The organism is Nioella aestuarii (assembly GCF_050896395.1).
GTDB lineage: Bacteria > Pseudomonadota > Alphaproteobacteria > Rhodobacterales > Rhodobacteraceae > Nioella > Nioella aestuarii.
Window position 1 is genome coordinate 25970 of sequence record NZ_JBPBBA010000002.1, and the last position, 23195, is coordinate 49164.

Sequence of the window (23195 nt, forward strand, 5' to 3'; positions counted from 1 at the left end):
AGCTATCGCAATGGAAAATCTTGCGCAACTTCGTCGCCTCGGGCTGTTCGAGGCAAAAGTCCCGCGTTACACGAGCTATCCGCCTGCCACGAAGTTCTCGAATGATGTGGATTCAGGTGTGTACGCGGACTGGATCACCACAATACCCGCGGGGACGCGGGTTTCGTTGTACTTGCACGTGCCTTTCTGTCGCAGACTGTGCTGGTTCTGCGCCTGTCGCACCCAAGGCGTGCGCAGCGACGAACCCGTGCGCGCCTATCTGGAGACGTTGAAGCAGGAAATCCGCAAGGTCGGCGCAATGCTGCCCGAAGGGGTCGAGGTCGCGCGCCTGCATTGGGGCGGCGGCACACCGACACTTTTGTCAGACAGTATGATCACAGATCTGGCCGAGGAACTTGCCCGGTCCTTCCCCTATTCCGGCGACATGGAATTTTCGGTCGAGATCGATCCGAACGAGATCGACGCAGCACGCCTGGATGCACTGGCCACTGCCGGACTGAACCGAGCTTCAATCGGAGTGCAGGATTTTGACCCCGGCATTCAGAAGATCATCGGCCGAATCCAGAGCTATGAGGTGACACGCGACGCGGTGGAACAGCTGCGGGCGCATGGCATTACCTCACTCAACGCGGATATCCTCTTCGGCTTGCCAGAGCAAAGCCAGCAGCGGATTTCGGATTCAGTCCAGATGTTGCTATCGCTGTCCCCTGATCGGGTCGCCCTCTACGGCTATGCGCATGTGCCGTGGATGGCCCGCAGACAGGCGATGATCCCGACGGATTCGCTTCCCCGACCCGAGGAGCGGTTGGAGCTTTTTGAAACTGCCCGGCGCCTGTTCACGTGGGACGGATATCAGGAAATCGGTATCGACCATTTCGCCAAACCAGATGACAGGTTGGCTGTGGCCGCGCGCACCGGACATCTGCGACGCAATTTTCAGGGCTATACCGACGATACCTGTGATGTACTTATCGGGCTTGGGGCTTCAGCCATTTCCAAGTTCCCTCAGGGTTTCGCCCAGAATGCATCTGGCACTGCCGACTATCAAAAAGCCGTGCGTGCCGGGGAACTGGCGACAGGGCGCGGGCATCTGTTCAAGGGGGAAGACCAGCTGCGTGCACGCCTGATTGAGGCTTTGATGTGCGATTTTCATATCGACAGCGATGAAATTCGCGGCGCATACAGGGTCAGCAACGCTCAGTTGGAAGCGCTCTACCGGTCGGCAGAACAAGCCTTCCCCGCAATGGTCAGCTGGAACGCGCGGGGATTCGATGTGAAACCAGAGGGCCGCGCCCTTGCCCGCCTGATCGCGCGCGCATTCGACGAATACGAGATGCGGGAAGAAGGCCACAGCTCGGCCATCTAAGGCCACGCTGTCAGATCACAGAGAGGTCTGCCCAAAGGCCGCCGCCATCAATTCGCGCGTGTAGCCCGTTCTTGGGTTTCTGAAGATATCTTCATTGCTGCCAGCCTCGACGATATCGCCCTGCTTCATGACGATGACCTTGTGGCTCAGCGCGCGAACGACTTTCAAGTCGTGGCTGATGAACAGATAGGCCAGGTTGTGCCGCTTCTGGAGCCGCCGCAGCAGGTCAACGATCTGCACCTGCACCGTCATATCCAGCGCACTTGTGGGTTCGTCCAGAACAACGAGCTTCGGGTTCAGGATCATCGCGCGGGCAATGGCGATGCGCTGCCGCTGGCCGCCTGAAAACTCATGCGGATAACGGTGCATCATAGCCGGATCCAGCCCCACCTCGGTCAGGATATCGGCCACCAACTCATAGCTGTTGTGATTGCCTGCCACTTCGTGAACGCTCAAGCCCTCAGCCACGATCTGTTCGATCGTCATACGAGGAGAGAGTGACCCGTAGGGATCCTGAAACACCACCTGCATATCCTTGCGAAGCGGACGGATGCGGGACGAGTTCCACCCTTGTATGTCATTGCCGATAAAGGAAATCCGCCCCTCGGAGGACAGCAAACGCAGGATCGCCAGCGCCAGAGTTGTCTTGCCAGAACCGGATTCCCCGACGACCCCAAGGGTTTCGCCCTGCCGGACCGAGATCGACGCATCGTTGACCGCCTTCACATGCCCCACTGTCCGGCGCAGCAAGCCGCGCTGGATAGGAAACCAGACCCGCAGGTTTTCCGTGCGAACGATCTCAGTTGCATGTTCAGGTACAGGGTCGGGTTTACCTGTAGGTTCTGCCGCCAGCAGGGTCTGGGTGTAGGGATGCTGCGGGTTGGCAAAGATCGCTTCCGTGGGTCCTGCCTCCACAATCTCACCACCCTTCATGACGCAGACCTTGTCAGCGATACGGCGCACGATGCCCAGATCGTGAGTGATGAACAGCAGACTCATCCGCTCTGACGCCTTCAGATCGGAAAGCAATTCGAGGATCTGCGCCTGGATGGTCACATCCAGCGCCGTGGTAGGTTCATCCGCAACAAGCAGATCAGGACCATTGGCCAGCGCCATGGCGATCATCACCCGCTGCCGTTGCCCGCCGGATAGCTGGTGTGGATAGGCGCGCAGGCGTGTTTCAGGATCACGAATACCCACCTTGCGCAGCAGCTCCAGGATACGGGCCTCAGCCGCGGCCCCGGTCAGATTCTGGTGCAGAGCGAGGCTTTCCCCCAATTGCTTCTCAATCGTGTGGAGCGGGTTGAGCGAAGTCATCGGCTCCTGAAAGATGAAGCTGATATCGTTGCCACGCACCCGGCGCAGATCGCCCTCTGGCGCGCCGATCATCTCAGTCCCCTCGTAGCGGACCGACCCGGACACATCCGCGCTCTCAGGCAACAGAGACACCGTAGAAAGCGCCGTGACCGACTTGCCAGACCCGGACTCTCCGACAAGTGCCACGGTCTCTCCTCTGCCGACTTCGAAGCTGACATTCTTGACGGCGTCCGTCGTGGCGCCGTCCTGGGTGAAGCTCACCGACAGGTTTTTGACCTGAAGCAACGTCATTCGAAGGTCTTTCTAGGGTCGAATGCATCGCGGACGCCTTCGAAGATGAAGACAAGCAGCGACAGCATGAAAGCGAAGGCCGTGAAGGCGGTAAAGCCGAGCCACGGGGCCTGAAGGTTGTTCTTGGCCTGAAGCGTCAACTCGCCAAGCGACGGTGCGGAAGACGGCAGGCCGAAGCCCAGGAAGTCGAGCGCAGCAAGCGACCCGATGGTGCCTGTCACGATGAAGGGCAGCATTGTCAGCGTCGCCACCATCGCATTGGGCAGTACGTGGCGGAACATGATCACCTGATTGGACACGCCAAGCGCCCGCGCGGCACGGACATATTCGAAGTTCCGCGCCCTCAGGAATTCGGCCCGAACCACCCCCACGAGCGCAGTCCAACCGAAAAGCGTCATGAGGAATACAAGAAGCCAGAAATCCATTCTGAAGATCGCCGCCACGATGATGATGATGTAAAGGCTCGGGGTCGCCCCCCACAGCTCGATCACCCGTTGGAACAACAGGTCCACCAGCCCGCCGAAATAGCCCTGAACCGCACCCGCCGCGATCCCAATGACCGAGGTCAGGAAGGTCACGATCAAGGCAAAGGCCACGCTTAGCCGGAAACCGTAAATCACCCGCGCCAGCACATCGCGCGCGGTGTCGTCGGTGCCAAGCCAGTGGTCAGCGTCAGGGGCAGACGGGGCCGCCCCGCCGATATCGTTCACAGTGTTGTAGCTGTAGGGCACTGGAGGCCAGATCAGCCAGCCGCGATGGAAATCCTCTACACTTTCCTCCAGCGCACCATTACGCGCCGCCTCGATCACCGTTTCCGGGTCATCCCAGCAATCCTCGATTCCGCCAGAGATGATCAGGCATTGCACCTCGATATCTCGATACACGGCTTCGGTCCGGAAATCACCGCCAAACTCGGTCTCCGGGTAAAAGTTCAAAATCGGGGTGTAGTATTCACCGCGATACTGAACCAACAATGGACGGTCATTGGCCAACAGCTCTGCAAAGAGCGACAGGAAGAACAGAATGCCAAAGACCCAAAGTGAGAACAGAGCCCGACGATTGGCCTTGAAGTTGCGCCAGCGGCGCTTGTTGAGGGGAGAGAGACGGATCAGCGCCATGGCTCAGGTCTCTCTCGATTCAAAGTCGATCCGGGGGTCGATCCAGATATACATGAGGTCCGAGAACAGCCCCACCACCAGCCCGATCAACCCAAAGACGAAAAGCGTGCCGAAGATCACCGGGTAATCGCGGCTGACCGCCGCCTCGAACCCGAGCCGTCCAAGGCCATCGAGTGAGAAGATCGTCTCGATGATCAGTGATCCGCCGAAGAACACCGACACGAAGACCGCCGGAAAGCCCGCGATAACGATCAGCATCGCGTTGCGGAAGACATGGCCATAAAGAACGCGGCCTTCGCTTAACCCCTTGGCCTTGGCGGTCATGACATATTGTTTCTTGATCTCATCCAGAAAGCTGTTCTTGGTCAGCAGGGTCAGCGTGGCAAAAGCCGAGATGGTCGAGGCCAGGACCGGAAGCGTAATGTGCCAGAAATAGTCCAACACCCGTCCGATCAAGCTCAGCTCCTCCCAGTTATCGGAAGTCAGGCCCCTAAGCGGGAAGAACTGCCAATATGAACCGCCTGCGAACAAAACCAGCAAAAGGATCGCAAACAGGAAACCGGGGATCGCGTAGGCCACGATGATGACGCCGCTGGTTATGGTATCAAAGCGACTGCCGTCTTTTATCGCCTTGCGGATACCAAGCGGGATCGAGACGATATAGGCGATAACGGTGGACCACAGGCCAAGCGTGATACTGACCGGCATTTTTTCCAAAACCAGATCAACGACCGAGATCGAGCGGAAATAGCTTTCCCCGAAATCGAAGCGCATATAGTCCCACATCATCAAGAAAAACCGTTCGAGTGCAGGAATATCCTCGGTTGTGCATTCCGCAGCCTCGATGTCCGGCTCACCGGTAAAGCCATCCTCGCAGACGATACGGGCGAAGTGAAATTCGACCTCCAGTTCGGCTACGAAATCAGCAGGCAGTCCTCGGGCCCCAAGATATGAATCAGCGGCTCCAAGGTCCGAACTTCCGGCCTCTGACCCGCCGCCCGAGATTCCGGCGAAAACATCACCTTCGCCTTCCAGCTCGGCCATGATCTGGTCGATCGGGCCACCGGGTACGAATTGCACCAGGGCAAAGTTGATAACCATGATCCCGATCAGAGTCGGGATCATCAGCAACAGCCGTCTGAAAATATAGGCGCCCATGTTGGCTTAGAACGCTCCTGCTTCACGCAAGGCGGCTTGCGCATCGGGGTCGATCCACCAGAAATCGAGGAAGCCAAGCGAATAGGGCGGCAGGTTTTCCGGGTAGCGATACATGTCGTAATAGGCGACCCAGTGGTTCGGGTTATACCATTGCGGCACCCGGAAGCGTTCCCACCTCAGAACGCGATCCAGCGCACTGACGGCCACGTTCAGTTCTTCCTGCGTTTCTGCATCGACAACGGCCTCGACCAGCGCGTCCACCGCCGGATCGGCAATGCCCGCCGGGTTGAAGACCGAGTCATTCGCAGTCGCAGAGCCGAAATACTGGCGCAGGCCAGATCCAGGTTCATAACCCATCGGGAAGTGATCGGTGATGATATCGAAATCATAGTCCCGTTCGCGTTGGCTGAATTGGGCATTGTCGACCCGGTTCAGGCGCGCATCGACCCCAATGGCTTGCAGGTTTTCCACGTAAGGATTGATAATCCGGTCAAAGAGCGGACTGGAGTTCAGGAATTCTATCTCAAGCGTCTGGCCAGCCTCGTTGCGCAACATGCCGTCATCGCCTGGCACCCATCCCGCCTCTTCGAGCAGCGCCAATGCCTGCCGCGCCCGGCGGCGGTCGAACGAGCGGTCCGGATTGGCAGGGTCGATGGCATAGGCCGGTTCGGTCAGAACCTCGGGGCGAAGCATGTCGGACAGCGGTTCCAGCAGGGCCAGTTCTGCGTCAGACGGCAGGCCCGTCGCGGACAGGTCTGTATTTTCCCAGAACGACACATTCGGGGTGTACAACCCATAGAACAGCGTCTGGTTGGTCCATTCAAAGTTGAACATCAGCGAGATGGCCTCGCGCACGCGCACATCCTGGAACTGCGGACGACGCAGATTCATCACGAAGCTCTGGCCAGAGGAAATGGTTCCGTCCGGGATTTCTTCACGCACCACCAGGCCTTGTTCCAGCTTTGGGAAATCGTAGGCCGTGGCCCACTGAGCGGAGCTGCTTTCCTGCCGGAACGTATACTGCCCGGCGGTGAAGCCTTCGAACGCGGCGATGGAATCGCCATAGTATTCGATCCGGATGGACCCGTAGTTGTGTCGGCCCTGGTTGATCGGCAGATCATTGCCCCAATAATCCGGGTTGCGGCGGAAGATCGTGCGTTCCCCCACGTCGACCCGATCCAGGACATACGCGCCAGACCCCATCAGCGGTTCCAACCGGCTTTCGTCGAAATCCAGGCCCGATGCCTCGTGGCTGGCACGGCTGAAGACAGGCAAGCCGCCAGCACTGTCAATTCGCCCCCGCAAAGGTGCGTCGGGGTTGAAGTCGAACCGCACGCGGCGATCATCCAGAACTTCGGCCCCGGCAATGGTCAGCCCGATGGAGGCGCGGAATGACGGCAGTCCCTCGTCGCGCAGGATCTCGTAGCTGAATACCACATCATCGGCGGTTACCGGCGAGCCGTCGGAAAACCGCGCTTCGGGGCGCAGGGTGAAGATTACGTATGACCGATCCTCGGGGTATGCGATGCTTTCGCAGAGCAGGCAGTAGTAGCTGCCGACCTCATCCGCCGTGCCTTCCAGCATCGATTCGAAGAAGATCGAGGCCAGAACCGCCGGGCGGCCCTGACGGGTATAGGGATGCATCGAATCGAATGACCCTGCCCAGGCGAACGAGAACTCGCCGCCTTGGGGGGCGTCAGGGTTCACATAGTCCAGATGTTCGAAATCGGGGCCATAGCGAAGATCGCCAAAGGTCGAGACGCCATGGGTCACGATCAGGTCGTCGTCCTGCGAAAAGCCGGGGGGGGCCAGAACGGTCGCGGCCAGCAGGGGCAACGCCATCCACCAGGAAACGGTCGGTCGGGTCGCTAGGCGGGTTCGGGTCATGCTGCGCTCCACTGCGGATTTTCTGCTTTGTATAGTTATGGGTGCATCTACCCTAAGGACCAGCCCTGTCCTCGTTCAAGGTGAATTACATTTTCGTGACCCGGAAATGAAAAAGGCCGCCCCGAAGGCGGCCAAATTCTGCGCATCTGGGACGAATCAGTCGTCCAGAGAGTCGAGATAGGCGACCATGGCAGCGCGGTCTTCCACGTCACGAATACCGGAGAAGGACATGGCGGTGCCCGGTGCATAGGCGCGCGGGTTTTCGAGGAAGCCGTCCAGCGCCTCAGGCGTCCAGCTGCCCTCCATAGAGGCCAGGGTAGCGCTGTAGCTGTGGTTGGGTTCAGCCCCGATATCGCGGCCAACAACACCATAGAGCGAAGGCCCAGTGCCATCGACACCCGGTTCGATCGAATGGCAGCTGCGGCAAGCACGGAACGCGCCTTCGCCATCGGCGGGGTCGGCTGCTGCGAGGTATTCGGCGAACGGCACGGTTTCCACCTCGACTACATCCGCAGGATCATCTGCACCAGTGTCGATAACATAGCCAGCAACATGTTCGCCGTGGGCATCGTGTCCGCCACCAACGCTATAAAGGCCTTCAGAAGCCCAACCGGCGAGGAGCAGAACAAGCCAGGCAGAGCAGACGCCGCCAACGGCTTTGGTGAGGGTCATCGTGTCAAACATGGTTATCCCATCCACATTTCTCGTTGGCGCGTGTCTAGCGGCTTTCCTGCCCGGCTTGCAAGGTGTAGTCAGCGCGACAGAACGCCCTTGTTAAAAGAAAGTCAGTCAAATGACCGATCGCATCGCCTTTCAGGGAGAACCCGGAGCCTATTCTCATCAGGCTTGCCATCAGGCACGGCCGCATCTGGAGGCCCTGCCCTGTGCCACGTTTGAAGATGTGATCGAGGCCGTTCGCAGCGGCGAAGCTGTCGAAGCGATGCTGCCTGTCGAGAATTCCACCTATGGCCGGGTCGCCGACATACACCGCCTTTTGCCCGATAGTGGCCTTCATATCGTCGATGAAGCCTTCGTGCGGGTTCATATCAACCTTCTCGGTGTCCCCGGCAGTTCCATCGCCGACATTACCGACGCCTGGAGCCACCTTGTTTTGCTGCCGCAATGCGCGGGCTTCCTGCGCAAACATCAGATCAAGGGACGCGTCAGCCCCGACAATGCCCGTGCCGCGCGTGACATCGCGGAACGCGGAAATCCCACTCATGCGGCGCTGGCATCAGAGCTGGCGGGCGAGATCTACGGGTTGGACGTGCTGGCGCGCCATATCGAAGATCATGACCAGAACACCACGCGCTTTCTGATCATGTCGCAGCAGCCGGACATGACCCGCCGGGCCGACCACATGATGACGACTTTCGTCTTTCAGGTCCGCAACATCCCGGCAGCGCTTTACAAGGCCATGGGCGGCTTCGCCACGAACGGCGTCAACATGACCAAGTTGGAAAGCTACATGGTTGGCGGCAGTTTTACCGCGACTCAGTTTTATGCGGATATCGAGGGGCACCCCGAGGATGCGAACGTTCAGCTCGCGATGGACGAGCTGAAATACTTCACCTCGCATCTGCACATCCTGGGTACCTATCCCGCAGACCAGCTGCGCGACTGAGACTTAACCCCGCATCTGCTGACGGCGGTATTCGTCTTCATACTCGTTGGCCAGGGCCACGATCCGCGAATCTATTTTGCCCTGCACCTGACGGCGCGCCAACTTGACCGTCTGGAGGATCAATCGCGCCGCCAGCGTGGTCGCCTTGAGTTGAGCTGTCGCTCGCACCTGTGTTTTCTCGGGCCCCAGATCCTCGAAATACATGTCGAGATCGACGGTCATGCCGCCAACGGTGGTCTTCATCTGGGCATGTTCGGGGCGGTTTAGTCGGGTGATGACGGCCTCAACCCCGCGCGCCTTGCCGCGAACGACAGCAGAGCCGCGCCAGGAACAGCCTTCAGCGATTTCGGTGAAACCGTTCACCCGGCGGATGTCGGCCCCATATTGACGGGCAGATTGCTCATATCGGGTGAAATCGGCAAACCGGGTGAATGCGAAATCACGGGGGACATCAACATCTTCTTTGGTCTCGAAAATCATACTGGTCGTCCCTGCTACCTTCGTGAGTACATGTTTCTTTTGCCCGTCAGTCCAGCCTGTCCGCAAGCCAGTTTTCCATAAGAAACTGTGCAATTGCACCTTTTCGGGCTGGCAGGATGGTTGCGTGACGTCCGGCAAGGGCATCGGCCAGTTCTTCCCGGCTGATCCACATGGCAGCTTCCAGCTCTGCCGGGTCAATGGTTATCTCTCGGCTTAACGCCTCGCCCCGACACCCGAACATCAGCGACGAAGGGTAAGGCCAAGGCTGGCTGGCGAGATAGTCGACCTGCCCGACCTGCACCGCCGTTTCCTCGGCAACCTCACGGCGCACGGCGGCTTCCATCGTCTCGCCAGGCTCGATGAAACCGGCCAGCAGTGAGTACATTCCTTCAGGCCAACCTGGTGACCGGCCGAGAAGCAGGTCGTTGCCGTGGGTGATCAGCATGATAACGACTGGATCGGTGCGTGGAAAATGATGCGCATTACAGTCGGGGCATGTCCGTTGCCAGCCTGCCAAGGCCATCCGGCTTCCAGTGCCACAGCGGGCGCAAAAGCGGTGCGAGCGATGCCAACCGAGCATGGCCTTGGCTGTGGCTGCCAACTCCGCATCGCGCGGGGTCAGCATTGTCATTGCCAGCCTGAGTTCCCGAAAGACTTGATCATCTGATGCCGTGGGGTGTGATTGCAGGCTTTGATCGGCAAAGGAGTTCAGCTGCGAGTCGTCCAGATCCTCGGGTTGCCAGCGAGAGATATCGGCAGCGAAGCGCAATGCGCCATCATCATCCCCCAGAAACAGGCGCTCTGCAGGTGCATCGGCCAACATCGGGTGACGCGCCGGAAGCCAGACCAGCCGCAGGCCGCCCTCATGCGCTTCCATCAACGGTTTGCCGCGCCAGATCGGCAGGACAGTGCCACGCCCGTCGTCCAAAGCCGCGGCAAGGGCCGCTTCATCCCCGCGCATCAATGCTGCGCGATCGAGACCCGACCCCCCGAATGTCACTGTTTCTGCAAGCTTCATGTCCCTGCTTTCTGCCTGAATCCGTTAACCTTTTTTAAGGCCGCTATGGCAGGAATGTCGCAGATGCGGGAAACCGGCGCAAACCGGAAATCAGCTTTGGCCTGTGGCTGGCAATTTCCTGGATGAATGGTCTAGTTGGGAGGAGGACAGCACGACCAGAAAAGAAAACTCATGGGGACTCAGGCACAAAGGGTGGCCAACTCGATGACGGGGCGGCGGCTGCGGCTCGTGTTGCTGGCAACGACCGACCTGCATGCGAACTTGCGCCCGTATAACTATTACCTCGATGCCGAGGAAAATGACCCGGGACTGGCCCGCATCGCAACGCTGGTTGACCGCTTGCGTGAGGCGCACCCAAACTGCCTGCTGTTCGACAATGGCGATACGTTGCAGGGCACACCGCTTGGCGATGTCGCCCATGAACTGGGCCTCACCAATCCTCATCCTATGATCGCCGCGATGAACCTGATGGGGTACGATGCTGCGACGGTTGGCAATCATGATTTCAACTACGGCGTCACGTTTCTGGAACAGGTCACATCAGGCGCAGCGTTTCCCGTGGTGGTCGCGAATGTAGATCGGATGGACGGCACGCCCTTGCTGCCCCGGTCGGTGCTTCTGGATCGCATGTTTCAGGACGATCATGATGATAGGCAGCCTATGCGCATCGGTGTGCTTGGCCTGACACCTCCGCAGATCACAAAATGGGACAGTACCCTTCTGACCGGGCAGGTCACGTCCGGCCCGATTGTCGAAACCGCCAAGCGAGAAGCCGCAGCCCTGCGGGCCTCGGGCGCTGATCTGGTGATCGCGCTCTGCCATTCGGGACAAGGCGCCGACCAAGATACACCAGACCTTGAGAACGCCCTTGTGCCTCTTGCGGCCTCGCACGCGGTGGATGCCATTGTTGCAGGCCATACACACCGGGTTTTCCCCCGGGATGATGCCGACGGCCTGATCCACGGCATTCCTGTTGTTCAGCCGGGTTTCTTTGGCTCTCACCTTGGGCAGATCACCCTCGACTTAACCTACCGAGACGGCTGGCAGATCGAGTGCAGCGCATCCCGTGTCCATTCGGTGTTGCCAGATGGCGGACCGGTTCCGGCATCACCTGCCATTCTCAGCCTTTCGGCAAGAAGCCACGAAAAGACCCTGACCCACACGCGCCGCCCGATCGGCACAACCGACACGCCCCTGGAAAGCTATTTCGCGCTGGCGGGCAACAGCCCCACCCTTGCCTTCATGGCAGATGCAAAGTTGAGCTTCGCCCGTCTCATGCTGCAAGATCATTCCTTGGCAGAGCTGCCTTTGCTGTGTGCCGTGGCCCCGTTCAAAGGCGGCGGGCGGGCCGGGCCGGGCTATTACACGGATGTCCCCGCAGGCCCCCTGACCCTTCGCAATGCGGCAGATCTATACGCCTTTCCAAACACTCTGCAGGTTCTGCGCAGCTCAGGGGCAGACCTGCTTGACTGGCTAGAACGCGCCGCGAGTGCCTTTCAGCGTGTCGTCGCGGGCGGGAGCGGCCAAATGCTGCTGGATCCCAGCTTCTCCAGCTACAACTTCGATGTGATTTTCGGATTAACCTATTGCATCGATGTCTCGCAGCCAGCGCGATACTCCGCAGATGGAGAGCAGATCTTCCCCGGGCCCGGCCGCATTCGGGATCTGTGCTACAACGGAAGCGCCATCGACGCGGCGGACGAGTTCTTGGTTGCTACCAACAGCTATCGCGCCTCTGGTGGTGGCCACTTCCCCGCCCCCGCACGGTGCGAACCTGTGTTGCAATGCCCAACAGCGGTGCGAAAAATTCTGGCTGACCATATCGCAAAATCCTCGCCCATTGAGCCCAAGGTCCAGGACACCTGGCGTTTCGTACCATTGGGCGACACACGGGTGATCTTTGAAACCGGCCCCGGCGCAGCAAAGCACGCCGACCGTGCCCGGTCGCTTGGTTTGCGCGCACTGTCCCGTGCCCAGAACGGGTTTCTCCAATTCGAGATGACGCTTTGATGGTACCTAGAGCTGGTCAGTGCCAAAGGTGTCAAAATCCGCCACCTGGCCCGATGCGCGGCCATTCTGGAACCAACGCATCCGCTGCGCCGAGGTGCCATGGGTGAAGGTATGCGGGTTTGGCTGGCGACCGGCGCGGGCCTGAAGATAATCATCCCCGATCCGTTCCGCCGCGTTCAGCGCCTCTTCCACATCACCCGTCTCCAGCAGGTCAGAGACGTGATAGGCCCAGACACCGGACAGGCAATCTGCCTGAAGCTCCACCCTCACCTGAAGCGCGTTTGCCTCGCGCTCGGTCGCATTAGCACGCAGCTGGTGAACTTGCCCCAGAATGCCAAGCTCATTCTGGACGTGATGGGCAACCTCATGTGCGATTACGTAGGCAGCGACAAAATCGCCGCCCGCGCCCAAGCGCTCCGTCATGAAGCCGAAAAACGCAGTGTCCAGATAGGCGCGCCTGTCTGCGGGGCAATAGAATGGCCCCGATGATCCCGATGCACCGCCACAGCCACTTTGCGTTACTTCGCTGAACAGCACCAATTGCGGCTGGTTGTAGCTGCGCCCCAGCTGGTTGGGGAACACGTCGGTCCAGACGGTTTCGGTTGTGGTCAGCACCCGGGCGACAAAATCGCCGGATTGCTGTTCGGACGCTGAGAGCTCTCTTGTTTCCGATGACTGCTGCGACGGGGCGGCCTGATCCAGCAGGCCGGTTACGTCCACCCCCGCAAAATAGCCGATGACCAGCACCACCAGAAGTCCCACGCCGCCAATACCACCTGCTGCGCGGCCACCCCGACCACGCCTGTCCACAACATTGCGGCTGCGATTCACTCCTCGAAGGCGCATCGACATCTCCTCTCTGAAATACCGAGGACCAGTCTAGTGCCAAGGCGCGTCAACGGGGAAGCCCTGCCCTTGCGAAACGGCCACAGATCGCCTACATCCCGAGTCGAGAGGTTGGCGCGGGCAAGCGCCTCGCCAACCTGGTCAGGACCGGAAGGTAGCAGCCACAACGAGCCCCGCTTGGGTCGATGTCCAGCCTCTCACCCTCAACCAGCCGCCGGAGGATACATGGATATTGTAGCACCCCTCCGGGCCCGCGCTGCCTGATCCGTCAGACCAACTGACCAAGGCATCGTCTGCCCGGCCGTAAATCGAACCGCCCCTTGGGGCTTCTTTTACGCGTGTTCCGGGAACCATACCATTGAAACACCTGACTCTTGCCGACCTTGGATGGTCGAACCATTTCGCCGCGCAGATCGCAGATGATCCCGCGCAATCCAACCTTGTCTGCCGCTTGTCTTCGGTCGCACGCGATCGGCTGATGGGATTGTCGCCTGGGGCCGAGCATCTGCTGGTGCCGCCCTCTGACATGACCACCGGCCAGTTCGCCGTGGGCGATTGGGTCATCACTGATCCGACGCGCCAAAAGGTGACCCGCCGCCTGACCCCGCTGACAGAGTTGACGCGCCGTGCAGCGGGCACCGGGGCAGAACAGCAGCTGATTGCCGCCAATGTCGATACGCTTGGCATCGTCAGTTCCTGCAACGCCGATTTCAACGAGGCCCGGCTGGAACGCTACCTGGCACTTGCTGCCACCGCCGGTTGTCTGCCGCTGGTGATCCTGACCAAGGCCGATCAGGCCGACGACCCGCACAGCTATGTCCGGCGGGCAGAGCGGCTCTCGCCGCTTGTAACGGCCATCGCACTCAATGCGACCGAAGCTGAGGATGCCGCGCTATTGGCACCCTGGTGCAAGACCGGTCAGACGCTGGCTTTGGTGGGGTCTTCGGGCGTCGGCAAATCAACACTGTCCAATGCACTGACCGGCGGCGAAGTGGCGACCGCAGGCATTCGCGAAGATGATGCCAAGGGCCGCCATACCACGACTGCACGGGGCTTGCATCGGACACGCGCCTGTGGCTGGCTGATCGACACGCCCGGTATGCGTGCGTTGCGACTGTCAGGCGCGCGCGAGGGCGTAGACGCGGTTTTTGCCGATCTCGACGAGCTGGCGAAGGCATGCCGATTTTCCGATTGCAGCCATGAAGCCGAGCCGGGCTGCGCCATCCATGCGGCAATCGAAACCGGACAGGTTGACCCCGACAGGTTGCGCCGCTGGCGTAAGCTTCAGGCCGAGGATGCGCGCAATTCCGAGACGCTGGCCCAAGCGCGCGCGCGGGACAAAAGCTTTGGCAAACTTGTCCGGTCAGTGATGAAGGACAAGGACCGATACCGGCGCTGATACCCAGTTGGATCAGCGCACATTGGCAGAGGTTGCAAGGAACAGCGACAGGATCGCCAAAACTTGCGCCCCAGCCACAAGGGCCGGCACCATCGCAACCCAGCGAAGGGGTCGGCCCGGTTCCACTCGGGCCCGCAGAAACAAACAAATCAACGCGACTACCAATCCGGCAATCTGCCATCCGAGGAAGACCATTATCCGATTCAGCCCCCGCGTAAACCCGTCGCCGGATGCCTCGGTCAGGATGTAACCAAAAATGGAGATCCCCATGATGGCCACCCAGGCCAGCAGAATGATTTTCAAAGCAATATGACGGCCAGCTTGGGTCATATGGATAGCCTAGCGCATCCGATGCCCAACAGCCCAGCGAATCTGCGCGTCCGTTTCAACAGCACAGGGGCGCACTGCGCGAAGCCGGGTCAACGCCGCAGGCCCTGCCTCTCCCGCCTCGACCATCAGCCGAAGCAGAGCCATCCCAGATCGTCCACAGCCGCCATAACAATGCGCCAGAACCCGCCCACCCCGCGCCAGCAAAGGTTGCAGATCTGGCCAGGCCGCCTGAACCTCCTCCGTCGGCGTGCCGAAATCCGAAACCGGCAGAGGGTGCCAGACAATGCCCTGGCTGATCAGATCCTGCCCCAATCGATCCGCCCCGTGCCGTGTCATCTCTGGCAGGGTCGTCATGGTCAACACGACGTCAGGCCGCCATTGCAGCACCGCATCCAGATCTTCGGAATAAGCCCTGAAGCGTCCCGGCAGGGGGCAGATGCCAAGCATCCCGCCCCCTGCCGCCAGCTCGGAAATGGTAAATTCTTCCACGCTTCAGAATGCCCCTTGTTCCACCACCGAGCCGGGATGATCCTCGGCCCATCCAGCCAGAAACTCCGCGATACTATCGTCATTGGCAAACGCGATAGCCGCCCTTGGCAAAGCAACACCATGTTCCAGCACAAGCCGCAGGCAACTGACATAGTCACGCTCTGCCCGTTCGGGGCAATTGTCAGCCCCGTGCAGAATGGTTGACAGCAATGTGCCCCCGTAGCCATTCACATGCGTCAAGTCCGGCTTAAGCGACAGCAGGTAGCCCATGACATCGGGCAACCCCACCCATCCTGCGACCTGAACCGGTGTCAGCCCTTCACCGTCAGGGCGATCAAATTCCACGCCCATTGCCACCAGTCGTTTCACATGCTCCAGCTTTCCCGGAAGATGCAGGATCTGGCGGATGATGTTGCGATACGCTTCGGGCAGGTTCGCCGGATCGATGAACACACCTGGCGGCACCTCACCATCAGCCGCCATCGCCAGAAGTCGTTCTTCCCCTGTCAGATCCGGCACCACACCCCGCGCCTCGATGGCCCGTGCCAGATCGGAATTGCCAAAAACGCGAGCATAGCCATAGGCAGTGCATCCCTCAAATTTACGGCTCGGATCGGCTCCGGCCTCCAGCAACAAGTCGATCATCTCTGCATCGCACATGCGCCGTGCGGCCTGATGCAGGGCAGGTACGACCCAAGGCGCCTCTCCTCCCACATGGTTGTCATCGAAATCATCTGCCCTCGCACCGTGATCCAAGAGCATTCGCACCGCATGGTGATCGTCGAAGTCCATAGCTCTCAACAGGGCATTGGTGCCTGTGGGATTCGCCCCGGCCTCGAGCAGCATTCGCAACCCTTCATGATGCCCAAGCTCGGTCGCATGATAGAGCGACTCGCCATCATTCGGGTCAGCCCCATGATCCAGAAGCCAGCGCCCCAGCACCATGTTGTCGGCATGGCCAATGGCGCCATAAAGCACCGAAAGGCGATGCTCGCTGTCAGGGCTGACAGGACGACCATCATTCACATCTGCGCCATGCGCCAACAGCATCTCGGCGATGGCCAGCATATCCGCCTCCTTCTCCGGTTCCGCCTTCAAGCGCTTGGAAAAGGCAAGAAAGCACAGCGGTGACTGATGTGCCACGACACGCGTTGCGCGGCCCGGATCTTCGGCCAGCATCTGCTCTACAGCCTCACGGTGCAGCAGCGCCACCTGCAAGCCAAAAACGCCATCAGCCAAATCCGGCGTGTCTGCCAGCAAGCGATCCACCCGGGCATTCTGCCCATGTGCAAGGGCAATCTTGAGCTTCTGCAGCTTCGTGGCGCGATCCAACCCCTGCATCTCCTGCGCCTCTTTCAACGCGGGCCAGCTGACAAAGCCGGACTCACGGGCGATGACATGCAGGTAATCGGCATGTTTGAGTTCCGTGCCATCGCTGCGGGGCGGATGGACTTTGAGCCGCTGCAGGGCAAGAGCATCATTGGCCTTATGGGCCTTTCGCAGTGCCTTGGCGTCACGGCGCAACTGGTCGAGGGTTTTCATCGTCGGTTTCCTCACGATAGCGCCCGCCGGTTCGCTGATCCGGGCATGAGAAATCCGATATGCTCGGTCTTCTGATGTGACAGGGGTGCCGATGACGGCCTTCCGCGAACCTGGATACCGCCCCTCGCGGCGGGTGAATATTATCGCATGAATTCCCATCCTCCAAGCCCCGGAAGCCTCGGTTAAGAATCCCTTGTCCCATACCCAGTCCCCATAGCGCGCGCGCCCTTTCCTCTTGGCAAAAACATGTTCGCCAGAGGCGACCTGACCTCTCAGCACGCGCAAGGCTCAACTCGGCTGTTCACCCCCCGGTCAAAACCCACTAACCTGCCCCTGATCAACGCGACGCGAGGCACCATGTCCGAGACCAAAGACAAAGGCTATCAGGTACTGGCCCGCAAATATCGGCCCGCCAGTTTTGCTGACCTGATCGGCCAAGAGGCCATGGTGCGCACCCTGAAAAACGCGTTCGCGGCGGACCGGATCGCGCAGGCCTTCATCCTCACCGGCATCCGGGGAACAGGCAAAACCACCACCGCCCGGATCGTCGCCAAAGGGCTGAACTGCGTTGGCCCCGACGGAACCGGCACCCCTACCACCGATCCTTGCGGCACCTGCGAACATTGCAAGGCCATTGCCGAAGGCCGTCATGTCGATGTGATCGAGATGGACGCAGCCAGTCATACCGGCGTCAACGACATCCGCGACATCATCGAAAGTGTCCACTACCGGGCGGCCTCGGCCCGCTACAAGGTCTACATCATCGACGAAGTTCACATGCTGTCGAACAGCGCCTTCAACGCGCTGCTCAAGACGCTGGAGGAACCGCCAGCGCATGTGAAGTTCATCTTCGCCACGACCGAGATCCGCAAAGTGCCCGTTACGGTTCTGTCCCGCTGCCAGCGGTTCGACCTGCGGCGGATCGAGCCCGAGGTGATGATCGCCCATCTTCAGGGGGTTGCGGCAAAGGAAGGCGCCGAGATCAACGAGGATGCGTTGGCGCTGATCACCCGCGCCGCCGAAGGGTCGGTCCGCGATGCAATGAGCCTGATGGACCAAGCGATTTCCCATGGCGCGGGCGAAACCACCGCCGATCAGGTGCGCGCGATGCTTGGACTGGCCGATCGGGGCCGGGTCATGGACCTCTTTGAAAAGGTCATGTCTGGCGATGCGGCAGGCGCACTGGATGAGTTGGGTGCGCAATATGCCGACGGGGCCGACCCGATGGCAGTGCTGCGCGATCTGGCGGAACTCACCCATTGGCTCTCTGTCATCAACATCACGCCCGAGGCGGCAAACGATCCCACGATCGGCCCCGATGAACGCACGCGCGGGCAGGCGCTGGCCGCGAAGCTGTCGATGCGGGTGCTGGCGCGGGCCTGGCAGATGTTGTTGAAGGCGCTGGAAGAGGTTTCGCTGGCTCCGAACGCGATGATGGCCGCTGAAATGGCGATCATTCGGCTGACCCATGTGGCCGATCTGCCGCCGCCGGAGGATCTGGTTCGCAAGCTCAAGGACATGACCCCGCCCCCTGCCGGCAACGGTAGCGGTGGTGGTGGTGCCCATGCACCATCCCCACAGGGTGGCCCCTCTCCTCGCGCCTCTGCCCCCCGTGGCCCGTCCGGCGGTGCCGCAACAGCATTGGCAGAGGCCCCTGAAACCGCTCTCGCCCACTACCACAACTTCGACACCGTCGTGGCGCTGATCGAATCGAATCGCGACATTAAGCTGCTGATCGAGGTGAAGACCTGCGTCCGCATCGTGTCCTATGCACCCGGGCGCATCACCTTCCAACCCACGGATCGCGCGCCAAGGGATCTCGCACCCCGGTTGGCGCAAAGCCTCAAGAACTGGACCGGTGTGCGCTGGACGGTGACGCTGGCCAATGAGGGCGGTGGCGAGACCATCGAAGAGGTGGAGACTGCCAAGGTCCGTGAACTGGAAGACGAGGCGCGGCAACATCCTATGATGCAGGCTGTTCTCGCTGCCTTCCCGCAGGCAAAAATCACCGAGATCCGTAGCCGTGCCGAGTTGGACGCCGAAGCGGAATTGCAGGCGCTGCCTGAGGTCGAAGACGAATGGGATCCGTTCGAAGAGGACTGATCCCCTAGTATAGCCGCGTCTCCCCGTCGCGTTTCACAATCTCTTCTACCTCTTCGACCGGATCCGGCAGGTCCGAATGGGCCACCATCATCTCTGCCAGCGTTGGCACGCCTGACCTGTCGGGCCAGTGATCGGGCTGCCAGATGCGCCCCCTGACGAAGGCCTTCGGGCAATGTGACAGAACCCTTTCGACCCGAATTAGGGTCACATAGGCTGCAGGTCGTCCGCTGATAGCGAGCCTTTCCCCGAGGGCCGCATCCCGCACGACTTTGGCCTTGCCGCTAACCCGCAGCGTGTCGCCATGGCCAGGAATGACGAAGATCAGTGCCGCCTCTCCGGTTTCAAGGATGTTCTCGAATGCATCCATGCGGAAATTTCCAGGTCTGTCCGGAAGGGCCAGGGTTTTCTCATCGAGAATATGCACAAACCCCGCCGGATCGCCACGCGGGGTCATGTCCAGCCCCCCATCGGGCCGTCGCGTCGCCAGAAACGCCAGCGGCGAGGCCGCGATAAATCGTGCGGCCAGCGCGTCGATATGGTCGATCACTTTGTTATTGACGAAGCGAGAAGCGGCCTTGGCCTCTTCTCTCAGGTCCGCGACCGACCCAAAGGCCCGGTCCACCTCTATCCCGAATACTGTATCCATCGCGTCTATCCCTTTCCCCAATTCCCCCAGCATAGCACGCCCCCTGGCGCATTGTTCCTTGTTTCGAACGGGCACGACCCGTATCTAGCGGATGAACCGCCACACGTGCGAGACAAACGGAGAGAACACATGCTGAAAGGACTGGGCCAGCTTGGCGACATGGCCAAGATCATGAAACAGGCGCAGGAAATGCAGGGCAAGATGGCCGAGATGCAGGAAGCCCTCGCCACCATGACCGTGGAAGGCGAATCGGGCGCGGGTCTGGTGCGCGCGACGGCCACCTGCAAGGGCGAGCTAACGGCGCTGAATATCGACCCGACGATTTTTGACCCCAATGAGAAAGAGGTGGTTGAGGACCTGATCCTTGCCGCGATCAAGGATGCACAGGCCAAGGCCGCCGACCGCAGCCAACGGGAAATGGCCAAGCTGACCGAGGGCCTGAACCTTCCCGAAGGTATGAAGCTGCCCTTCTGAGGGCAGTTCCTCTCGCATGGCGGGCGGCACCGAAGATATCGAGGCCCTGATCGACATCATGGCCAAGCTCCCGGGGTTGGGGCCCCGATCGGCGCGGCGTGCCGTTTTGCACCTGATCAAGAAGCGAGCCCTGCTGATGCATCCGCTTGCCAACGCCATGACCAATGTGGCGGCCACCGCGCGCGAGTGCCTGACCTGCGGAAATATCGGAACATCTGATACATGCTCGATCTGCTCGAACGCTGAACGCTCCAACGGACAGATCTGCGTGGTTGAGGACGTGGCGGACCTGTGGGCAATGGAGCGCGGTCATGCCTTCAAGGGGCGCTATCACGTGCTCGGCGGAACCCTGTCAGCGCTGGATGACGTGGGCCCGGAAGAGTTGCGCATTCCCAAACTGCTCGACCGCATCCATAGCGACGGTGTGAACGAGATCATCCTCGCTCTGAACGCTACCGTGGATGGCCAGACCACGGCCCACTACATTGCCGGAGAGCTGGAGGGCACCGGCGTGACCGTGTCCTCGTTGGCGCAAGGCGTTCCTGTGGGCGGTGAGCTGGATTACCTAGACGATGGGACAATCTCTGCTGCGCTGCGGGCACGGAAGGCATTTTGAGCTCACAGCTTACCCACGATTGCCGAAAACGCAGATTCTGACTGGCCCTTAATTTCGACGGGCCTGCAATCGAACCAAGTTCAACCACCCCAAAGTCACCGGCCGAAAGGCGTCAGGATGGACCTTTGAAAGAGGTTGAATTAACAGATCAGCTGATCGGAACCTTCATCGGCAAAGACGGTCATCTGGCGCTTTGCAGAGGTCGCGAACAGGAACGAATGAATGTCAATCAGTAGCAAAATGTGGAAGCTGAGGCGAGAGATCGCGCGCTTTGGCAAGCAGATTGGCAGTCCAACCAGATTGTTGGGTGGTCATCTGCGTCGCATGCGGCATGACGCCAATCCAGACAACGTGACCGTGAGCGAAGGCGCATTGGAGTTCGGGCAGGATGTCGCCATTGTTTTGATCTATCAACCCGACGGTCTTCTTCCATCGCTGCAACTTACGCTGGATCATCTCATCGAAAATGGCGTGACACCGGTTGTCGTGTCCAATCACCCTGTCTCGGCGAGTGACCGAGCCCTTTTGAACGGGCGCTGCGCGCTGATCGTGGAACGCCCCAATATCGGATATGATTTCGGTGGCTATCGCGACGGAATTCTAACGTTGAAGCGTCTTGGTGTGCAGGTCGAACGACTGATCGTCATGAATGACAGCACATGGATTCCGATCCGTCCCGAGTCACGGTTTATCGAAACAGCATTGAACGCCCCCGAGGATGTGTATGGGATTTTCTTCAACACGAAGAACAAGAAAGTCAGTCATCGCCACTTGCAGTCCTATTTCTACAGGTTCGGGCCCGCAATTCTGCGGGATGAGCGCTTTTGGGATTTCTGGCGCCGGATGCCGCTATACGGTCAGAAATGGCTTGTCGTGCGCCGTCTTGAAGTTCGGGTTAGCGGAACGATGTCGGCCTTGGGCTACAGCATTGGTTCCTTCATAAATCCCGATGATATTCTTGCGGCTCTGGAAAAGCTCAGCGATTCCGAAGTCCTCGATGTTGCCCGTTATCACTCGGAGAACACGGAACGTGGGCGTTCTATTTTTGGCGACGTGCTGGCAGCCGGAGGCGACGACAGCGACCTGACCGCCAAGCTTCGCGAGAAGATGCGAAACAGTCGGATGAGATTCTACTTCATCGACGCCCATCCGAGGGTTTTTCTTGGAATGCTGAATTCACCCTTCATCAAGAAGAGCCGCGAACCTCACTACGCAGCGCAACGTGAATTGATACGCACAGGCGGCTATCTTGAAACCATTGATCCGATCATACGTGCGGAGATCGAAACATGGGACAGCAACCTGTCAGGCAGATAGCACCGGATCAATCGGCCTCTCTTGATGTCTGCGCGATTTTCTCGATCTGCGCTCCAAGATCGTCTGGAAGTTCTTTATAGGTCCCGTGCACGAGATAATCCGTCCAGAGGTAGCTTAGGAATGCCCGGCGTAGCGGCTCATCTGGCTGCCAATCAAGATCCGACAGGACGGCGTCAAGAGCTTCAGCATCAGGTGCATGTCGAACCAACCCTTCGATGTTGTAGCAAGCATCTCCGAGTGTGATCACCTGTTTGCCTGCCAGAAGGCCTTCGATCCCAACGGTTGAGTTCAGTGTCACGACACAGCGGGCATTCTGGATCAATGTGGAGGTCACATTGCCATTTGCAAAAATGACACGGGGATGATCAGCACGTTGGCCGATCACAGATCTTTTGAAACTGGGGTGTTCCTTGATCACAAACCGCAGATCCGAATGTTTGTCTGCGGCCGCTATAATCGCATCGAGAAACTGCTCCATGCTCCTGATCCACGGAGAATGAACAGTCACCTGCATGTCCGAGGGAACCTGAAACGGAACAAACACATAGCCGGGATCCAGATCAATCGCCGCGAACCGGGCCTTGGAGGGGCGATTGTTCACCAGCTTGGGAAGGTCTCCCTCAGCCAGCTCTGGCCTGGCGCGATAGTAGCCCGGGTTGCGCGGCACCGAATTGGCCGCGTTCAAACCGACCGGATCAATCTGCAGCGTCCCCGGAAAGAAACCGGCTTCGACAAATACCCTCGGGCGATCCGTCGTCACTGCGGCGAGCACACTTTCCGGAAAGAGGGACCCGTTATAGACAATCGCAATCATATCCAATGCCGCAGACTGGTTGAGCTCGATGCGCAAAAGTTCATGCAGAAGCCGGGCCTGCGATGCTTTGATCTTTCCATATATCGACGAAACCAGGCGACGCTCGAAGACTGCCGGTAGCCTGATCCGCTTTCGGTCGACATTGCCCGCGACCAGAACCTGCATCTGTTCATTTCGTGTAAACAGCGCTCGCGCCAGAATACGTAATGTGGCTGCTAGACCGGCTCGACGACGCAGCCGGACCAGCATCGATACCGGAGCTGTCGAAACAGTATCGACATCCGGCCCCAAGGCTGCGTCGAACCCACTGATAACCCCTGTATCAAGCTTTAAGAACCGCGCCACTTCCT

At 59.6% G+C, this 23195-nt stretch carries 21 protein-coding genes and 1 other RNA gene; 9 read left to right on the forward strand and 13 right to left on the reverse strand.

The window, feature by feature from the left end:
• Positions 1–10: 10 nt before the first annotated feature.
• Positions 11–1366 carry an oxygen-independent coproporphyrinogen III oxidase gene (hemN, locus tag ACROHD_RS01635; RefSeq protein ID WP_432675539.1) on the forward strand — a complete coding sequence of 452 codons (1356 nt, stop codon included), beginning with the start codon at positions 11–13 and terminating at the stop codon, positions 1364–1366.
• A 15-nt stretch (positions 1367–1381) separates the two neighbouring features.
• On the opposite strand, the gene ACROHD_RS01640 is transcribed toward hemN, so the two are convergent.
• The 5 genes from ACROHD_RS01640 to ACROHD_RS01660 form a co-directional block, all read right to left on the reverse strand.
• Positions 1382–2974, reverse strand: coding sequence for an ABC transporter ATP-binding protein (locus ACROHD_RS01640; protein WP_432675540.1), 1593 nt, complete (start codon positions 2972–2974; stop codon positions 1382–1384).
• Entirely contained in the window at positions 2971–4083 is a 1113-nt protein-coding gene (locus ACROHD_RS01645) for an ABC transporter permease (RefSeq protein ID WP_432675817.1), read from the reverse strand. The genes ACROHD_RS01640 and ACROHD_RS01645 overlap by 4 nt, the downstream gene beginning before the upstream one ends.
• Positions 4084–4095: 12 nt before the next feature.
• Positions 4096–5250, reverse strand: a complete 1155-nt coding sequence (locus ACROHD_RS01650) for a microcin C ABC transporter permease YejB (RefSeq protein ID WP_432675541.1) — start codon at positions 5248–5250, stop codon at positions 4096–4098.
• Between the two features lie 6 nt (positions 5251–5256).
• A complete protein-coding gene (locus ACROHD_RS01655) occupies positions 5257–7137 on the reverse strand; it encodes an extracellular solute-binding protein (protein ID WP_432675542.1) in 1881 nt (626 codons plus the stop codon).
• 156 nt (positions 7138–7293) lie between these two features.
• On the reverse strand, positions 7294–7809 hold the full coding sequence (locus ACROHD_RS01660) for a c-type cytochrome (RefSeq protein ID WP_432675543.1): 516 nt from the start codon (positions 7807–7809) through the stop codon (positions 7294–7296).
• A gap of 121 nt (positions 7810–7930) precedes the next feature.
• Between ACROHD_RS01660 and ACROHD_RS01665 the strand changes: the two genes are divergently transcribed.
• Positions 7931–8761, forward strand: coding sequence for a prephenate dehydratase (locus tag ACROHD_RS01665; protein ID WP_432675545.1), 831 nt, complete (start codon positions 7931–7933; stop codon positions 8759–8761).
• A gap of 3 nt (positions 8762–8764) precedes the next feature.
• Here the strand turns inward: ACROHD_RS01665 and ACROHD_RS01670 are convergent, their stop codons facing one another.
• Together ACROHD_RS01670 and nudC are read right to left on the reverse strand one after the other, a co-directional pair.
• Entirely contained in the window at positions 8765–9241 is a 477-nt protein-coding gene (locus ACROHD_RS01670) for a hypothetical protein (protein ID WP_432675546.1), read from the reverse strand.
• 46 nt (positions 9242–9287) lie between these two features.
• Positions 9288–10259: an NAD(+) diphosphatase gene (gene nudC, locus ACROHD_RS01675; protein ID WP_432675547.1), complete on the reverse strand. Its 972-nt coding sequence runs from the start codon at positions 10257–10259 to the stop codon at positions 9288–9290.
• 171 nt (positions 10260–10430) lie between these two features.
• Here nudC and ACROHD_RS01680 point away from each other — a divergent pair, with 171 nt between their 5' ends.
• Positions 10431–12269 (forward strand): bifunctional 2',3'-cyclic-nucleotide 2'-phosphodiesterase/3'-nucleotidase, encoded by a 1839-nt coding sequence (locus ACROHD_RS01680; RefSeq protein ID WP_432675548.1) that lies wholly within the window; start codon positions 10431–10433, stop codon positions 12267–12269.
• A 6-nt stretch (positions 12270–12275) separates the two neighbouring features.
• On the opposite strand, the gene ypfJ is transcribed toward ACROHD_RS01680, so the two are convergent.
• Positions 12276–13115 carry a KPN_02809 family neutral zinc metallopeptidase gene (gene ypfJ / locus ACROHD_RS01685; RefSeq protein ID WP_432675549.1) on the reverse strand — a complete coding sequence of 280 codons (840 nt, stop codon included), beginning with the start codon at positions 13113–13115 and terminating at the stop codon, positions 12276–12278.
• Positions 13116–13219: 104 nt separating this feature from the next.
• Between ypfJ and ffs the strand changes: the two genes are divergently transcribed.
• Together ffs and rsgA are read left to right on the forward strand one after the other, a co-directional pair.
• Positions 13220–13318: signal recognition particle sRNA small type (ffs, locus tag ACROHD_RS01690), an RNA gene on the forward strand.
• Between the two features lie 155 nt (positions 13319–13473).
• Entirely contained in the window at positions 13474–14514 is a 1041-nt protein-coding gene (gene rsgA, locus ACROHD_RS01695; RefSeq protein ID WP_432675550.1) for a ribosome small subunit-dependent GTPase A, read from the forward strand.
• A gap of 12 nt (positions 14515–14526) precedes the next feature.
• On the opposite strand, the gene ACROHD_RS01700 is transcribed toward rsgA, so the two are convergent.
• Genes ACROHD_RS01700 through ACROHD_RS01710 form a run of 3 tightly spaced genes read right to left on the reverse strand, consistent with a single transcriptional unit; the run spans position 14527 to position 16875 of the window.
• Positions 14527–14844 (reverse strand): hypothetical protein, encoded by a 318-nt coding sequence (locus ACROHD_RS01700; RefSeq protein WP_432675551.1) that lies wholly within the window; start codon positions 14842–14844, stop codon positions 14527–14529.
• A 9-nt stretch (positions 14845–14853) separates the two neighbouring features.
• A complete protein-coding gene (locus ACROHD_RS01705; RefSeq protein WP_432675552.1) occupies positions 14854–15333 on the reverse strand; it encodes a phosphatase domain-containing putative toxin in 480 nt (159 codons plus the stop codon).
• Between the two features lie 3 nt (positions 15334–15336).
• A complete protein-coding gene (locus ACROHD_RS01710; protein ID WP_432675553.1) occupies positions 15337–16875 on the reverse strand; it encodes an ankyrin repeat domain-containing protein in 1539 nt (512 codons plus the stop codon).
• A 357-nt stretch (positions 16876–17232) separates the two neighbouring features.
• Between ACROHD_RS01710 and ACROHD_RS01715 the strand changes: the two genes are divergently transcribed.
• Positions 17233–18978 (forward strand): DNA polymerase III subunit gamma/tau, encoded by a 1746-nt coding sequence (locus tag ACROHD_RS01715; protein WP_432675818.1) that lies wholly within the window; start codon positions 17233–17235, stop codon positions 18976–18978.
• Between the two features lie 4 nt (positions 18979–18982).
• Here ACROHD_RS01715 and ACROHD_RS01720 read toward each other — a convergent pair whose 3' ends face one another.
• Positions 18983–19624: an MSMEG_1061 family FMN-dependent PPOX-type flavoprotein gene (locus ACROHD_RS01720; RefSeq protein WP_432675554.1), complete on the reverse strand. Its 642-nt coding sequence runs from the start codon at positions 19622–19624 to the stop codon at positions 18983–18985.
• A gap of 129 nt (positions 19625–19753) precedes the next feature.
• On the opposite strand from ACROHD_RS01720, the gene ACROHD_RS01725 reads away from it, so the two are divergent.
• The 3 genes from ACROHD_RS01725 to ACROHD_RS01735 all read left to right on the forward strand — a co-directional run bounded on the left by ACROHD_RS01725 (position 19754) and on the right by ACROHD_RS01735 (position 22031).
• Complete coding sequence (locus ACROHD_RS01725) at positions 19754–20098, forward strand: YbaB/EbfC family nucleoid-associated protein (protein ID WP_432675556.1); 345 nt, start codon at positions 19754–19756, stop codon at positions 20096–20098.
• Between the two features lie 16 nt (positions 20099–20114).
• Entirely contained in the window at positions 20115–20714 is a 600-nt protein-coding gene (gene recR / locus ACROHD_RS01730) for a recombination mediator RecR (protein WP_432675557.1), read from the forward strand.
• 222 nt (positions 20715–20936) lie between these two features.
• Positions 20937–22031 (forward strand): rhamnan synthesis F family protein, encoded by a 1095-nt coding sequence (locus tag ACROHD_RS01735; RefSeq protein WP_432675558.1) that lies wholly within the window; start codon positions 20937–20939, stop codon positions 22029–22031.
• 7 nt (positions 22032–22038) lie between these two features.
• On the opposite strand, the gene ACROHD_RS01740 is transcribed toward ACROHD_RS01735, so the two are convergent.
• Positions 22039–23190 (reverse strand): capsular polysaccharide export protein, LipB/KpsS family, encoded by a 1152-nt coding sequence (locus ACROHD_RS01740; RefSeq protein WP_432675559.1) that lies wholly within the window; start codon positions 23188–23190, stop codon positions 22039–22041.
• Positions 23191–23195: the final 5 nt, after the last annotated feature.

Bases quoted from the DNA above. Each gene is read 5' to 3' on its own strand.
- hemN (WP_432675539.1), top strand. From the start codon at position 11: ATGGAAAATCTTGCGCAACTTCGTCGCCTCGGGCTGTTCGAGGCAAAA.
- ACROHD_RS01640 (WP_432675540.1), bottom strand. From the start codon at position 2,974: ATGACGTTGCTTCAGGTCAAAAACCTGTCGGTGAGCTTCACCCAGGAC.
- ACROHD_RS01650 (WP_432675541.1), bottom strand. From the start codon at position 5,250: ATGGGCGCCTATATTTTCAGACGGCTGTTGCTGATGATCCCGACTCTG.
- ACROHD_RS01655 (WP_432675542.1), bottom strand. From the start codon at position 7,137: ATGACCCGAACCCGCCTAGCGACCCGACCGACCGTTTCCTGGTGGATG.
- ACROHD_RS01660 (WP_432675543.1), bottom strand. From the start codon at position 7,809: ATGACCCTCACCAAAGCCGTTGGCGGCGTCTGCTCTGCCTGGCTTGTT.
- ACROHD_RS01665 (WP_432675545.1), top strand. From the start codon at position 7,931: ATGACCGATCGCATCGCCTTTCAGGGAGAACCCGGAGCCTATTCTCAT.
- ACROHD_RS01670 (WP_432675546.1), bottom strand. From the start codon at position 9,241: ATGATTTTCGAGACCAAAGAAGATGTTGATGTCCCCCGTGATTTCGCA.
- nudC (WP_432675547.1), bottom strand. From the start codon at position 10,259: ATGAAGCTTGCAGAAACAGTGACATTCGGGGGGTCGGGTCTCGATCGC.
- ACROHD_RS01680 (WP_432675548.1), top strand. From the start codon at position 10,431: ATGGGGACTCAGGCACAAAGGGTGGCCAACTCGATGACGGGGCGGCGG.
- ypfJ (WP_432675549.1), bottom strand. From the start codon at position 13,115: ATGCGCCTTCGAGGAGTGAATCGCAGCCGCAATGTTGTGGACAGGCGT.
- ACROHD_RS01700 (WP_432675551.1), bottom strand. From the start codon at position 14,844: ATGACCCAAGCTGGCCGTCATATTGCTTTGAAAATCATTCTGCTGGCC.
- ACROHD_RS01710 (WP_432675553.1), bottom strand. From the start codon at position 16,875: ATGAAAACCCTCGACCAGTTGCGCCGTGACGCCAAGGCACTGCGAAAG.
- ACROHD_RS01715 (WP_432675818.1), top strand. From the start codon at position 17,233: ATGTCCGAGACCAAAGACAAAGGCTATCAGGTACTGGCCCGCAAATAT.
- ACROHD_RS01720 (WP_432675554.1), bottom strand. From the start codon at position 19,624: ATGGATACAGTATTCGGGATAGAGGTGGACCGGGCCTTTGGGTCGGTC.
- ACROHD_RS01725 (WP_432675556.1), top strand. From the start codon at position 19,754: ATGCTGAAAGGACTGGGCCAGCTTGGCGACATGGCCAAGATCATGAAA.
- recR (WP_432675557.1), top strand. From the start codon at position 20,115: ATGGCGGGCGGCACCGAAGATATCGAGGCCCTGATCGACATCATGGCC.
- ACROHD_RS01735 (WP_432675558.1), top strand. From the start codon at position 20,937: ATGTCAATCAGTAGCAAAATGTGGAAGCTGAGGCGAGAGATCGCGCGC.